Source organism: Cohnella baijiui, assembly GCF_020731285.1.
Classification (GTDB): Bacteria; Bacillota; Bacilli; order Paenibacillales; family Paenibacillaceae; genus Cohnella.
The window spans coordinates 105,976-121,223 of sequence record NZ_JAJFOW010000015.1 but is presented as its reverse complement, the minus strand read 5'-3'; the positions used below and the strand labels follow the sequence as shown (position 1 = coordinate 121,223).

Below are 15,248 nucleotides of genomic sequence, written 5' to 3'. Positions count from 1 at the left end.
TATGTAGACTACCTACTTTGGCGGTTAGGGCGTTCGTTCGGCGAATGTGCGTATGCAGACTACCTACACTGGCGGTTGGGGCGTTCATCCGGCGAATGTGCGTATGTAGACTACCTACATTGGCGTTTGAGGCGTTCGTTCGACGAAAGTGCGTATGTAGACTACCTACTTTGGCGTTTAGGACGATCATTCGACGAATGTGCGTATGTAGACTACCTACATTGGTGGTTGTGGCGTTCACCCGCCGGAAGTGCGTATGTAGACTACCTACATTGGTGATTGAGGCGCTCATGGGGCGAATGTGCGTATGCAGACTACCTACATTGGCGGTTAGGGCGTTCGTTCGGCGAATGTGCGTATGCAGACTACCTACACTGGCAGTTGGGGCGTTCATCCGGCGAATGTGCGTATGTAGACTACCTACATTGGCGTTTAGGGCGATCATTCGACGAATGTGCGTATGTAGACTACCTACTTTGGCGCTTGGGGCGATCATTCGACGAATGTGCGTATGTAGACTACCTTCATTGGTGACTGAGGCGTTCATTCGACGAATGTGCGTATGTAGACTACCTTCATTGGTGATTGAGGCGTTCATTCGGCGGATGTCTCGGCAGCCTGACGAACACAAGCAAGCCCCGGCATGAAGCTGCTGGGGCTTGCTTGGTTAGACGGCGGCGGTCAGTCGGAAGCGGACACCGGCCGCGTCGCGGCTGTTCGGGCCGACGAAGACGACGAATTCGCCGGGATCGCTGGTCCACGTCAGGTTCGCGTGGTAATAGCGCAGCTGCGGCTCGGCGAGGGTAAAGACGGCCTCCGCCGTTTCTCCCGGAGCCAGAACGAGCTTGCGGTAGTCCTTTAGTTCTTTGACCGGCCGGACGACGTCCCCGGCGATGTCGCGCACGTACAGCTGCACCGTTTCCTCGCCGATGCGACGTCCCGTGTTCGTCACCCGCACGGAAACGGTCAGCTCGCCGCCGGCTGTCAGCTCGTTCGCGGACAGCGTCGGCTCCCCGTACGCAAAGGTCGTGTAGCCGAGGCCGTAGCCGAACGGATACAGCGGCTCGTTCGGAATGTCCAAGTACTTGGACACGTAGTGGTCCGGCGCGGTCGGCACGTTCGGACGTCCCGTGTTGTAGGCGTTGTAGTAGACCGGCACCTGCCCGACCGCGTACGGGAACGACATGGCAAGCCGGCCCGAAGGCGACGCCTTCCCGAGCAGCAGCTCCGCCACGGCCGCGCCGCCCTCGCTGCCCGGGAACCAGGCTTCCAGAACGGCGTCGACCTGATCGGCGACGCCATGCAGATCAAGCGGCCGGCCGTTGAACAGAATCGCGGCCGTCGGCTTGCCGAGCGGCTTCAGCGCCGCGATGAGCGCGAGCTGCGCCTCGGGCAGCCGGATGTCGGCGCGGCAGCTCGCCTCGCCGCTCATCCAGGCATGCTCGCCGAGCGCGAGCACGACGACGTCGGCTTCGCGGGCCGCCGCCAGGGCGGCGTCCAGCTGCTCGGCCGTGGCGGCCGCGTCGACGCCGCAGCCGTCGGCGACGACGAGTCGCGCCGGATCGAGGCCGGCGGCGAGCAATCCGTCATGCAGCGTGACGGCGTCTTCCTTGGCGCCCTGCCAGCTCCAGGCGCCGAGGATGTCGCCGCTGCCCGCGAACGGGCCGATCAGCGCGACTTTGGCGGCCGGCGCGAGCGGGAGCACGTCGTTGTCGTTTTGGAGCAGCACGCACGACTTGACGGCCAGCGCGCGGGCGGCCGCGCGGTGCTCTTCGCAGAAGACGACTTCGCGCTCCCGCTCCGGGTCCGCCCCGCGGAGCGGACGCTCGAACAGGCCGAGCTTCCGCTTCAGCTCCAGGACGCGCATCGCCGCTTCGTCGACGAGGCGTTCCTCCACCGCGCCGCTCCGGACGAGATCGGCGAGATGGTGGACGTAGCAGGGCGTCATCATCTCGATGTCGACGCCGGCACGAATCGCCTTGAGCGCCGCCTCGGATTCGTCCGCCGCGACGCCGTGCGGGATGAGCTCTTTCACCGCGCCCCAATCGGAGATGAGGACGCCGTCGAAGCCCCACTCCTCCCGCAGCAGCGTGCGCATAAGCCATCGGTTGCCGCTGGCGGGAATGCCGTCGATCGTGTTGAACGATGTCATCACCATTTCGCAGCCTTCGTCGAGAGCCGCCTTGTAGGCCGATAGGTAAAACTCCCTCAACTGCCGTTCGGATAGATCGACGGTGTTGTAATCCCGTCCGGCTTCCGCGGCCCCGTAGCCGGCGAAATGCTTGACGCAGGCGGCGACCCGGTCCGTGTCTCCCGTCAGGTCCTTGCCCTGGAAGCCGCGAACGAAGGCGCGCGCGTACAAGCCGTTCAAATAGGGGTCCTCGCCCGTCGACTCCATGACGCGGCCCCAACGCGGATCCCGCACGAGGTCTACCATCGGCGCGAACGTCACATGGACGCCGGAGACCGCCGCCTCCCGAGCCGCCACCTCTGCGCTGCGTTCCGCAAGTGCCATATCCCAGGAGCAGCCGATCGCGAGCGGAATGGGAAAAATCGTTTTGAAGCCGTGTACGATATCGGACATGACGAGCAGCGGAATGCCAAGCCGGTTGAACTTCAAATGGTTCGTCTGGATGTCGATGACCTGCTGCGCGCCCGACAGCCCCAGCACAGAGCCGGCGCCGCGCACCTCCCGCTCGGTCACGCCGAGGGAAGCCATCGGTCCGGTGATCATGCCCGCATCGTCCGCCCCTTCGAAAAACGGGGTGGCCAGCTGCAGGAGCTGCGCGACTTTTTCGTCCAAGGTCATTTGGCCTAGCAGGGATTGCAATTGTTGTCGGTCCATATTCCGCTCCTCTTCCCGGTGCCTGTTTCTCTAAGGTGTCTTTATGCGATGTGTCCCTAAGCAACCTTCTCTATCTCTCTTGCGCAATCTCTAGTCTTGCATGCACGATCTCTAGCCTAATATGCGCGATCTCTAGTCTTGTATGCGCGCCTCTCTCTTATTGCCTCGTCCTTACCCGGACTATTCCTGCTCGCCCATGCACAGCGCCATGCCCTTTTGCGCGGGCGCCGTGTTCATCATGTGGCGCCAAACGAAGCCCGTGCGGTAATTCTCGATCATAAGCAGCGTGATGCCCTTGTCAATGCCGATGACGTCGTCCGCGTACCAGGCGGGCGTCTCGTCGAGATTGTAGGCGTCTTGGAAGCCATAGGTGCCCCACAGCTTCGGATGCTGCTCGTAGTAGTGCCGCAAAGCCGCGATCGACAGCTCCGGCGTAAAGACGATAGAGCCAGCCGCGCCGCAAGGCGGAATCGTCCCGTCCACGTAGTCGCGCTTGGTCGTGTTCGGATCCGCGCCGTAGCCGCCGTGGTAGCCGCGCGGACCGTCGCAGGCGGTCAGCCCCCACGAATTCGGCCCGAACGTCCGGGAGCGATCGGCGTGGTCGATGCAGAACTGCCGGTTCGCCAGCGTCGCCTGAACGGAATTTTCAAACCAGTCGATGCCTCTGCGATCTTTGCGCCCGCGAAAATCGAACCAGGCGTGGGAGAACTGGTAGACGAACAGCGCGCCTCCCGTGCTGTGAATGACCGGTCCGTGGTCGCCATAATAGCCGACGTACCGCACGAAATCGTCGAACATGTCGGCCGGCACCGGATACGTCGGGGATGCCGCCCCCAGGAAGTACATCATGAACTGCTCCGCATAATGGTCCCAGGTACCGAAATGCTGCCCCTTTGCGTCGTCGTAGCCCATGTAAAATTGGTTCGTTTCGGGGTTCCGGTACCAATCCCACTCCACGCGTTCGTAGATCGCCTTCGCGAGTTCGCGCACCTCTCCGCCGAAATATTCGCCGGCCGCCAGCACGCCGCAAATGCAGATGGCCGTGTCGATGACCGACACTTCGCAGCCCCCGTACGGCTCGGCCGTGTTCATATCGAGAAAGTGGAAAAAGAAGCCGTGTCGCTGCGCCGCATGATGCAGACATGTGTGCAGCGTGCCTCGGGCCCGCTCATAAGCGTCCTCGCGCGTCACCCAGCCTCGCTCGGCACCGATCGCCAGCGCCGTCAGGCCGTAGCCGACCGAAGCGATGCTCGCCATATTCGGCAGCCCCGGCGCGCGGTCGCGGATCAGTCCGTAACCCCGGCTCGCCGGATCGGCATTGGCCTCTTCCCAAAAAAAGCCGAAGCTCCGTCTGCTCTCCAAATCAAGCAGCTGCTCGTCGGTCAGGCCCCCTCTTTGCTCCATCGCCGCTTTCCGTTCGTCGGTCGTTCTCTCCATCCCGTTTCCTCCTCTTTCAGTCGAACTCTCGGTGCAACCCGCGATTGTATTCGAAAAATCATATCCATATTGCGCCGCAGCCCCGGAATTCCGCGATTGTATTCGAAAAATCATATCCATACTGCGCCACAGCCCCGGAATTCCGCGATTGTATTCGAAAAATCATATCCATACTGCGCTACAGCCCCGGAATCGTGCGATTGTATTCGAAAAATCATGTCCATACTGCGCTACAGCCCCGGAATTCCGCGATTGTATTCGAAAATTCATATTCGCATTGGGCCGCAGTCTCGTAATCGCGCGATTGTATTCGAAAAATCATACACGTACTGCGCCACAGCTCCGGAATTACGCGATTGTATTCGAAAAATCATACTCGTACTGCGCCACAGCTCCGGAATTACGCGATTGTATTCGAAAAATCATATCCATACTGCGCTACAGCCCCGGTATCGTGCGATTGTATTCGAAAAATCATATCCATACTGCGTCACAGCCCCGGAATCGCGCGATTGTATTCGAAAAAGCATATCCATACTGCGCTACAGCCCCGGAATCGTGCGATTGTATTCGAAAATCCATACGGCGCCGCAGCCCCGGAATTCCGCGATTGTATTCGAAAATTCATATTCACATTGGGCCGCAGCCTCGTTGTTCGCTCGGAACGACCGCATCCCGTCCGTCCAGCCTGTTCCGTACCGTCCAGTCCGTACGTCCATCCCGTCCAGCCCGTTCCGTCCGTCCAGCCCGTCCCATCCATCCCATCCGTCCCGTTCCTCCCGCTCATTCGCCGTCCGCCCGTCCGCTCATCCGCCCGTCCCCTCAAGCGAAACGAACCGTCAGCCGGTCGTCGACCTTCGCATGCTTGGCCGACCGGATACGCACGACGGCCCCGTCGCGCTCGATGCGATAGTCGGGACTTTCCGCAATGCCGCGATCCGTCTCGAGCTCGATCCAGTCCTCCGCCTGCGTCAGCCGGAAGGAGATGGCGTCAGGCTCTATGCCTTCAATCTCGGCGCTGGAGCAGCGGATCTTGGCCCCGCTCGCCGTCACGTTCACCGGCAGCATGACGCCGTCCCGGCCGGCCAGCGTCAATTCGCGGCCGCCGAACAGGGGGTTCCCGTTCTCGTAGAGGCGAAACGACTTGTCCAGACCGTCCAGGTTCAGCAGGTGGATGAACCGCTCGCCCGCCGGCGAACGCATGGACGTGAGGAAGATGCCGTGATGCGGGCAATCGTGCGTCAGCCCCGGCTTCGCCCCCAACCGCTCCAAAGCGGTGCGGTACAAGTCGATATCCGTCCGGTAGCGGGCGGTCAGGACGATCGCCCTGCCGCGGCCGGCCGCCAGCTCGAAGCCGCACGCCTGACCGCTGCCGTACAAACGGAAGACCGCCGCCGCGTCCGCCCCTGCTTCGAACGTCTGTGCGAAAAACGTGCGCACCTCCGGCCGCGGCGCCGCCCACCCTTCGCTAAGCACCGAAGGGTAGTAGCTCGGCGACTCGCGGTGCTCCTCGAGAAACCGCAGGCCGAGCGCATCGGCCAACACGGTGCAGGGATGGCCCTCCATGTCGCGGAGCGGCACCTCCCCGTAGAGCAGCAGCCCGCCGCCCTCTCTCACGTAGTCGGCCAGCTTGCGCTGAACGGTGCCGTCCATATACTTGGCCGACAGCAGCGCCAGCACCGGCACGTCCGCCGGGCGCAGCGGCTTGTTCTGAATGTCGACGGCGCCGAACCGGTAGCCGGCGAGCAGCATCGCCCGTCCGAGCGTTTCCCAGCCCCAATGGGCACGGTTGGCCGACAGGTTGTCGTGGATTTCCTGCATGACGGGGCTGCCCGGATATCGGGACTCCGTCATGTAGTAGTCCGGGATGAACGCGAAGGAAACGGCATCCCGCTCCTCGTCCATGACCGCGAGCTTGTCCGAGACGGCCATGACCGCTCCAATGCCCCGGGCCATCCGGGGGAACGTATAGTTCAGTTCGCCGTCCGGCCCGACGGGGGCAGCGAAGCCGTGCCGTTCGCCCGTGAACGCGGCGCGATCGTTGCCGTCTCCCGGACGCTGATCCAGCACGCCGTTGCGTCCGCCCGCGAACAGGTAATAGTTCACGAGACGATGACCCTGCGCGACGCACATCCGCATTTTCAGATCCGCCGCCGACGGATCGTAGCGCGAGCCATACGTCTCGCCGAAGTTGCCGTCCCCGCAGTTGAACTCGACGGACGTCAGCGGCTGATCGGCGTCGTGGACCGCGTCCATGAAGGCGTTGATCAGGTACAGGTCCTGGAACGAATCCATGTTCAGATCGCCGAAGTAAATGTCCGAGCCGGAGAGGACGCCTTTCTTGCCCTCGTAAGACTCGTACAGCTGGCTGATGCCGATCGGGAACGTAAAGCCCCTGCCGCCGCCCGTCCCGTGGATATTGACCACGAACGGCACGCCTTCCGCCCCGTAGGCTTCGGCGTAATCCCGCAGGATGTCCACGTACCGCGAGAACCGGTGGCGCATGTAATACCCCAAGTCCGTATGCAGCGCGGGCGCGTAATCCTCCTCGGGTGAACGGACGCCGGTACGGCGGGCTTCCCGGCTCCGGAAATCGAACGGATAGCGGCGTTCGAGCTGCTCGGCTGGATAGCGGTCCTCGAGCCAATCGGCGAAGTCTTCCAGGACGCGCTCTGTCAGATCGGGTCCGTTGCTGACCCACGACAGCATGCCGATTTCGTTGTCCAGCTGAATCGCGACGATGTTGCCGCCCTTCGGCTGCAGCCGGGGCGCTGCGACCGCCATGACGGCTTCGTACCAGCGGCGGGTCTCGATGAGAAAGCCGTAGGACAGGTAGTCCGCCGTCTTCGTCGTTGCCGGTCGGCCGTCCCACCCAAACGGGATGATTTCGGGGTGTTTGCGGTAGATCCAGTAGGGCAGCCCTTCGTTTTTCATCTCCGCCATGATGAACGGTCCCGGTCGGAGGAAAAAGTATAGCCCGTTGTCCCGGCACAGGTCGATAAAGCCGCCAAGGTCGAGCTCGGGGCGCGTCCGGCCCTCGAGGTCGATCTCTCCCTCCGTCTCCTCGTGGCACAGCCACGGCACGTAGCTGGCGACGGCGTTGCAGCCGGCCAGGATGAGCTTGTCGAGCCGATCCTGCCATTCCTCCCGGCGCAGCCGGTAGTAATGGATCTCTCCGCAAAGGAGCAGCGTCGGACGGCCGTCGATCACGATCTGCTTGCGCGCAATCTCAATCATAGGCGTCTCCCTTCTTGGCGGTCAGGCCGACCGCCTCCGCGCCGGCTTGGACGATATCGCTTTGCATATACCAATCCCATACCCGGCCGGTCCGATAGTTCTCGATCATGAGCAGCGTAATGCCTTTGTCGATGCCGATGACGTCCGGATCGACCCAGACGGGCTCGGCGTCTTCGTTATAGGCGTCGGCCAGGCCATACTGACCCCAGAGCGCGGGCTTGCCCATGTAGTGGGCGAGCGCCGCCAGCGACGCCTCGGGCGTAAACGGCAGCGACCCGAGCGCGCCCGCGGGCGCCACCGTCCCGTCCGTCCGATGCTGCGCGTCGTCGAAGCCGGAGGGAGGCGAGCCGAACAAGCCGTTGTAGCCGTCCGGGCTGTCGCTTGCCGTCAGCCCCCAGGCGTTCGGACCGAACGTCCGGTATACGCCCGACTGATCGATCGCGTACCGGCGGCTCGCCTCGGAGGCCGCGACGGAGTTCGCCCACCAGTCGACGCCTTCGCGGTCCGTATAGCCGCGGAAGTCGAACCACGCATGCGAGAACTGGTGCGTGAACAGCGAGCCGAACCACGAGTGGATGAAAGGCTCGCCCTCTCCGTACGCCCGCTTGTCCCGCTGGAAGGCGTAGAACATGTCGCCGCTTACGGGATGCGTCTTCGATCCCGCGCCCAGGATGTACATCATGAGCTGCTCGGCGTAGAAATCCCAATGGCCGGAGAAGCCTTCTTCAGGCGAATAGCCCATGTAAAAACGGTTGCTCTCCGGATCGCGGAACCACGGCCACTCCACCTGCTCCGCGAGCGCTCGCGCCTTGGCCTCCACTTCGCCGCCGAAGTAGACGCCTGCCACCAGGGCTCCGTTCACGGCGATGGCGGTGTCGATGACCGATACCTCGCTGCCGGGCGCGCGCGAGCCGTCCGCCTGATTCAGAAAGTGGTACAGAAAGCCGTGCTCCTTGGCCGCCCGGCTGAGCAGCGTGTCGATCGTGCCGAGCGCCCGCTCCCGGGCTTCGTCGCGGCCGATCCACCGCCGCTCGGCCCCGATCGGCAGGGCGGTCAGCCCGAAGCCGGTCGAGGCGACGCTCGCGAGTCCCGGGTTGCCGGGCGCCCGGTCCGCGATCAGGCCGTATCCGGCGCTCCCGGCGTCCGTATTGGCCTCGCGCCAGAAGAAGTCGAAGCTCGCGCGGCTTTCGCGCTCCAGCAGCTCCTCCGTCCGGGCGTCCGGCCGAGCCGTCGCGACCGCGCGGTTCGGCGCTTCGCTCTTGGCGCATCCGCCCAGGAGCGCCGCCAAGCCGATCAGCAGCGCCAGCGCGGGCAGCGCCGGCAGCAGCCTCCGGAGGCGCGGCTCCCGGAGGCGCGGCCCGCGGCCCGCGCGCTTCGCCGGCTGCCTCGGCGCCTCGGCCGGAATCAGCCCCGCCCGAAGTGCCGCCGTCGCCCTCCGCTCTTGCCCCTTTCGCGGCATGGTCCGCCTCCTTTCATTCGCCCGTCAGCCCCGTCTTGTCGACGACCTGCGTGAAGTACCGCTGCGCGAACAGATACAGCGCCAGCAGCGGCAGCACGATCAGCAGCGTGCCCGCCATCCGGATCGCCTCGTTGACGTCCGTGATCTTCGCTCCGCCCGTGTACATCGCCTTGAACGAGTCGTTGAACGTCTTCAGCTCCTGCGGCAGCGTCGTCATAGCGTTGCCCAGATACAGCGAGGAGAGATAGGTTTCGTTCCAGTGCCACACCATCGAGAACAGAAACACGACAACGACGGCCGGCACCGAAATCGGCAGGATGATGCGGTAGAACGTCTTCAGCGCCCCCGCTCCGTCGATCTGAGCCGCCTCCTCCAGCGCGTCCGGAATCGTGCGGAAAAACTGGACGAAGATGAGGACGAACAGCGCGCCGCGCAACCCTTGGGCGAACAGCGCCGGCACGATGAACGGCAGCGGCGTCTCCAGCATGTGGTACTCCTTGAACATCAGGAACGTCGGAATCATGACGACCTGCTTGGGCACGACGAACGTGATCAGCATGAGCGCGAACAGCACCGTTTTGCCCGGAAACTTGTATTTGGCGAAGCCGTAGCCGACGATCGCGCAGGAGACGGTCTGGGCGATCGCGGGCAGGACGGAATTCAGGAGCGAGGTGCCGAGCGCCTGCATGTAGTGCAGCACATGCCACGCCTGGGTGTAGTTGCTCCACTCGAGCTGCCGGGGAATCCAGCCGATCGTCGGATCGAGCAGGTCCTTCAGGCTCTTGAAGCTTTGCGACGTCATGAACAGCAGCGGGTACACGTAGACGAAGCCGACGATGACGAGCAGCGCGTACACGACGGTCTTCAACAGAAGCCCGTCGTTGCCCTGGCGTCCCCACAGCAGATGCTTCGTCTTGTCCGTCCAGCGGCGCGCTTCCTTTCGCCAGCCCGTCCGGCCCGTGCCCAAGGGGCGTTCGTCCGTTTTCGGATGGTGCATGTCGGTCCCCCCCTATCTTCCAGATCCGGCGTAGGCCGTTTTCTCCCGATTGCGGAACAGCCAGACGGCGAGCAGCAGCACGAGCAGAATGACGGCGAAAAAGATCCACGCCAGCGCGCTCGAATAGCCGAAGCCCGTGCCCACCTGGAACATGTTGTCCTGGATGAGCTTGATGACGTCGCTGAACGTGTTCGTAAACAGATCGACCGTCGTGTAAATGAGGTTGACGAGAATGAACGGCTTGACCTCGGGCAGCGTGATTTTCCAGAAAATCACCCACGGCGAAGCGCCGTCGATCGCCGCCGCCTCGTACACCTGGGTGTTCACCTTCTGCAGCGCCGCCAGGAAGATGAGGATCTGCACCCCGGAGTACCACAGGATCAGAATGAACCGGTTGATGACGTCGATCAGGGGCGCGGACCACGTCGCGGACAAGTTGTTCTCCAGGTAGGCGATCACGCCGGACTGGTCCATCAACGGGATCGTCGCGGCCCCCTGGGCGAACAGCTCCTGCACGACCTCCCCGCTCGTGATGACGACGGGCAAAAAGAAGATCGCCCGGAAAAACTGCCGGCCGCGGATCGGCTGATTGATGAGCAGCGCGACGAACAGGGAGAACACGATGACGATCGGAATCATGACGACCGTCGACTTGACGAACAGGAGCAGCTTCTGGATGAAATCCGGGTCGGTCAGGAAGGCGTCCTTGTAGTTGTCCCAGCCCCGAAACGTCGTGTCGATGCCGTAAGGCGTGATCGCGACTTTATGGAAGCTCATGAACAGGGAGAAATACAGCGGGTACGCCATAAAAAGCAGGAACCCGACGATCCACGGCAGCACGAGCAAGTAGCCGATGAGCGCCTCGCGGCGCGGCTTGTTCAGCTTCAGCTTCATGCGCGATCCCCTCCCGTCACGGCGAAGTCGCGGGCGGGCACGCGGACCGCTCCGTCGGCGTAGTCCTGTCCGGTGTAGTTCACCCAGATGTCGACGCCGTTGGCGTAGCCGACCCGGACGATGCCGTACGCCGGCACCGAGCGGCCCGTCATGTATGCGCCGCGTACCGGCTTCAGCGCCTCGTTCGCCTTGTCGTACAGCCGTTTGATCTCCGGCGCCCAGTCCTCGTACGCCGTCGAGAACAGCTCGCTCGATGGCGTGTTCTGCAGCTTCCAGGACGGCTCCTTGGTGACGATGAACGACGGATAGGCGCCGTACTCGATCATGCGCAGCAAGCTCTCCGTCGGATCGGCCTGGTGGTTGGCGTAGTCTTCGTAGTAGTCTACGAGGCCGTGGAGCGTCATCTGGACAAACGGCACCGTGTCGGTCGTGTACATGAACTGCGACGACTCCATCGGGACGTCGAGGACGGCGGCGGCATGCTTCAGCATGTAATCGTTCGGCTGGGCGATCGCGAGCTTCAGCGACCGCTTGGCCGCCTCGTCCGCCAGCTTGCCGTACATGCCGGCCGCTTCGGTCCGGGTGACGGTCTTCTTGGCGCCGTAGTCGGCATACAGCAGGTAGCCCGTTCCGCTCAGGGCCAGATGCGTCAGCCCGTCCTCTTGGAACGTCTCGAAGTCGCGCGTCGCAAGGCGCAGCGCGGTCGCCGGGCGAAGCAGGTAGCCTTTCATGTCGCGGTACAGATCGCTGACGAACCGGCTCACGTAGTTGTACTCGGCCAGCCGGTCGGTCACCATGCGCACCGCGTCCGACCGAATGCTCGTCCGCGGGCTGCCTTCGAGCAGGTCCGTGTAGTTGGTGTCCAGATGCAGGTCGATCCCCCGCTCGGACGCATAATCCCGCAACGCCTCGAAGCCGGATCTGCCGCCGAGCTCGGCGGCGTACGACGGCTTGGCGGGCCGGGCGCCGTTCAGGCCCCCGGCGTTCCAACCTCTAAGCACCGCCGTGACGCGGCGGACGCCCTGTCGCTCGAGATCCGCCAGGATCGCCTGCGCGTCCGCGAACGACGTCAGCTTGATTACATGCTTGCCCACGATGCCGGGCTCGATGTCGCCGCCCAGGAAGTCGATCTGCACGGGCACGTCCCCGGCCTCCGGCTGCACCGCGCCGCCGCTCGGCAGCATGCCCTTCGCCTGCAGCGAGGCGCGATAGGCCGCCGCCATGCCGGCGTAATCGGCGTCTTCGCCGCTCAGGAAGGCGTAGCGGACTTCCTTGTCGCCTTCCGTCAGCTGCTTCGTAAAGGCGTTGATGCCGCCCATCGACTGGCTCGTCGGCTGGAAGTAGGCGTAGCGGATGTCGAAGCGGGCCGACACCCAGTAGAAGCTCGTGTTCACGCCGCTCGGATAGGCGACGATCGCCGCGTTCGCCTGTCCCTGCTCCACCGTGCCCATGAGCGCGTTTTGCCGGACGCCGTGGACGATGCCGAATACCGGATACGACACCCGGTTCGCCCACTGAAAGCCGACGGTCGCCGCGTCGTTCCCGTAGATCTGTCCGACGTACGGCTCGTCGAACCGGGTCTGGTGATCGGTAAAGCGGATGAGCGCGCCGCTCCCGTCGGGGATGAACAGATAACCCGGCACGTCCGCCCGCCGGACGGAGCCGAGAAACGGATAGAGTTGGACGGAGGCCAATCGGCCGTTCCCGGACTCCTCGATCCCGTCGGCCGGCAGCGAGACGACCAGTCCGCGTTCGTCCAGAGACGTTCGCACGGTCATCCGGATGCCGAGATCCGCGAACGCGTATGTCACTTCCATCCCGTTCGGGACCGGCTTCGAGGACGACGCTTTGCCCTGAAGCGAGCGGAAGTTGCTCGTGGCCAGCGCCTCGTCCTCCGCGTCGAAGTACGTTAGCAGGAAAGGCGACAGCATCGCGTTTTTCCAGTCGTCGTTCAGCTGCTCCTGCGCCATCGCCTCTTCGTTCGGGACCGAGGACCAGACGTAGCCGGTCGCTTTGTTTTTGATCTGGATCGCGTACGTCTGCATGTTCATGTACAGCTCCAGGCTGCCGTTGTCGCCGATCTGCCGATATCCCTGGCCGACGGGCCGGCCGGGCGCCTGCCGATCCGTCGGTTCAGGCCCCGTGAAGCGGTTGGACTGAAAGAACGCCAGTTCCTCCTGCGCGTCCGGAACGCCGGACTGCGCCGGCTGCTTGGCCGTCTCGCCGAACGCCTGGGCGATCGACCCGGCAAGAAGCGCGGCGAGCAGCGCGAGGCCGATGCGTACGATTGCTTTCCGTTTAGGCACGATACTTCACCTCTTCCGCGATGCTGCGCACGAAATCCCACACCTGACTGGACAAGCCGAAGAAGATAAAAGCGATAAGCGCCATCACGGCCATGCCGGACAAGGTGATCGCGACGTTTTTGAACGTCTCCTTGAGCTCGTAGCCGTGAATCTCCTTGACCATGAGGAGGAACAGCACGACGCACCATAGCATCATGAACAGTCGGCCGTAGTCGTAGACGACCGCCTCCATCAGCGTGAGCCCCTTGGACAGGAAAGCCAGCGGCACGCCCATGACCAGATAGGGACTGAGCGCGTAGATCGATCCTTTGTACACGTCACGGAACTTGCCTTCGCCGTCGTTGATGATGCTGACGAGATGGTTGCACACGATCCAGGCGAAAAGCGGGACGAACAGCTTCAGCAGCTCGGAGACGAGGCTTACGCGCAGCGGGTCGGTGCCGCTGAAGAGGAAGCTCGTCTGATACACCTCGTACAAGCGGACGCCGGCGATCGCAAACAGCAGAATCGTCGCCGACAGCACCGAAGCGCGGCCGCCGGTCAGTTCCTCGTACCCGTCGATCGGATGGCGCAGCATCCGGAAGACGTGCAGCAGCTGGCGAACGAGCCGGATTTGCCGGAACCTCCTCCACGCCTCGACGGCGGGCGCGCCGAACCGGAACTTGCGATACAGCCGCCTGGCGACCGTCCATAGGACGAGGGCGCCCGCGAGGACGAGGATCGCCGTCGACACGTGCTTCATCAACCAGGCGCGGCGGAGCTCCCAGTAGGCGTTCGAATACTCGCCCGCGTTTTTTGCGAGCTTCAGCTCCTCGAACGCGAGGTCGAACTTGCCCTGCTTGTAGTAAGCGAGGCCGATGCCGACGTGGGCGAGGTCGAACATGCTGTCCAGCCGCAGCACCTGCCGCCAAGGCTCGAGGCTCTCCACGTACTTGCCGTCCAGGTACAGCGAGGTCGCCCGAAACACCAGCTGCGCGAACGGCGTCGGCTTGAATATTTGGATGTTGCCCCGCTCCTTGTCGAGCACGTACAACAAGCCGCCGGCGTTCACCGCGATGCCCGACGGCGAGGTGAAGTAGCCTAGGCTCTGGTAGCCGGAGTCGATCCCGCCGAAGGCGAACAGCAGGCTGCCGTCCTTGTCGTAGACGAAGATCATCCCTTCCGTCGCGTCCGTCGCATAGACGTTGCCCGCCCGGTCGACGGTCAGGTCCGCGACGTTCGGGCTCATGTACGAGGACGAGCGCAGCAGGTTGTCCCCCGCCACGTTGAGCTTTTTGACGCTGGCCCCTTCGAGGCCGACCGTCGCCGTGAAGATCAGCCCGTCGTCGCCGACCGCGACGTTGGACGGGGACGGCGGCAGCTTCTGCGAAAGCTGGCTCAGCTGCCTTTGGGTAAAGAAGAGCCGCTGCAGCGCCCGTTCCAGGCTGAAGCCGACGCGGTTGCCGCCGAAGTAGCCGAGGAAGTCGCCTTCCGGGCTCAGCTCCACGAGTCCCTGGATGAGCCCCTCGCCGACGATGTACAGGTTGCCGCGTTTGTCGACCGTGACCTTCTTCGGCTTGAACGCGTTGCTCTGGCCGTACAGCAGCGACTTCGGCTTGCCGATCGACTTGACCCGCTTGCCCTCGGCGTCGTAAATCGCGATTTGTTCGGCGCCGGCATCGGCCACGTAAAGACGGCCGGAATCGTCGACGTATACGCCCGTAGGATCTTCAAGCTCGCCCTCGCCGAAGATGCGGACGAGCCGGCCGCGCTCGTCGAGCTCCAGGACGCGGCTGTTGCCGGTATCCGCGACGAACAGATGGTCGCGCCCGTCGATGAACAGATCCTGCGGCTGGTCCAGCGCCGCCGTGATCTCGCCGCTCTCCTCGCGGACGGCCGCGCCGTCGCCGAACATGCCGTAGCCGTCGAGCGCGCCCATCGGCACATAGGCGGTCTGCGTCAGGCGCGGCTGGCCGTCCTGCTTAAACGTGAAGGAGACGTACTGCGCGCTGGCGGGCGCCGGGAGGGCGATCGTCAGCAGCGAGACGATCACGGCCGCGACCAGCATCGGTTTCCAGTTGAACATGTCCGTCT

General features: G+C 63.6%; 9 protein-coding genes. All 9 read right to left on the bottom strand.

The window, feature by feature from the left end:
• On the bottom strand, positions 1 to 598 hold a 598-nt coding region (locus LKX83_RS15935; protein ID WP_227883273.1), incomplete at its 3' end, for a hypothetical protein.
• Positions 599 to 667: 69 nt separating this feature from the next.
• Positions 668 to 2,845, bottom strand: a complete 2,178-nt coding sequence (gene bglX / locus LKX83_RS15930) for a beta-glucosidase BglX (protein WP_227883272.1) — start codon at positions 2,843 to 2,845, stop codon at positions 668 to 670.
• 180 nt (positions 2,846 to 3,025) lie between these two features.
• Entirely contained in the window at positions 3,026 to 4,282 is a 1,257-nt protein-coding gene (locus LKX83_RS15925) for a glucoamylase family protein (protein ID WP_227883271.1), read from the bottom strand.
• Between the two features lie 822 nt (positions 4,283 to 5,104).
• Entirely contained in the window at positions 5,105 to 7,519 is a 2,415-nt protein-coding gene (locus LKX83_RS15920) for a beta-galactosidase (RefSeq protein WP_227883270.1), read from the bottom strand.
• Complete coding sequence (locus LKX83_RS15915) at positions 7,512 to 8,978, bottom strand: glucoamylase family protein (protein ID WP_227883269.1); 1,467 nt, start codon at positions 8,976 to 8,978, stop codon at positions 7,512 to 7,514. The genes LKX83_RS15920 and LKX83_RS15915 overlap by 8 nt, the downstream gene beginning before the upstream one ends.
• A gap of 13 nt (positions 8,979 to 8,991) precedes the next feature.
• A complete protein-coding gene (locus tag LKX83_RS15910; protein ID WP_227883268.1) occupies positions 8,992 to 9,975 on the bottom strand; it encodes a carbohydrate ABC transporter permease in 984 nt (327 codons plus the stop codon).
• Between the two features lie 12 nt (positions 9,976 to 9,987).
• On the bottom strand, positions 9,988 to 10,869 hold the full coding sequence (locus LKX83_RS15905) for a carbohydrate ABC transporter permease (RefSeq protein ID WP_227883267.1): 882 nt from the start codon (positions 10,867 to 10,869) through the stop codon (positions 9,988 to 9,990).
• Positions 10,866 to 13,175 (bottom strand): DUF5696 domain-containing protein, encoded by a 2,310-nt coding sequence (locus LKX83_RS15900; protein WP_227883266.1) that lies wholly within the window; start codon positions 13,173 to 13,175, stop codon positions 10,866 to 10,868. Before LKX83_RS15900 ends, LKX83_RS15905 begins: the two co-directional genes overlap by 4 nt.
• Positions 13,168 to 15,240, bottom strand: coding sequence for a YIP1 family protein (locus LKX83_RS15895; protein WP_227883265.1), 2,073 nt, complete (start codon positions 15,238 to 15,240; stop codon positions 13,168 to 13,170). The genes LKX83_RS15900 and LKX83_RS15895 overlap by 8 nt, the downstream gene beginning before the upstream one ends.
• Between the last annotated feature and the right edge of the window lie 8 nt (positions 15,241 to 15,248).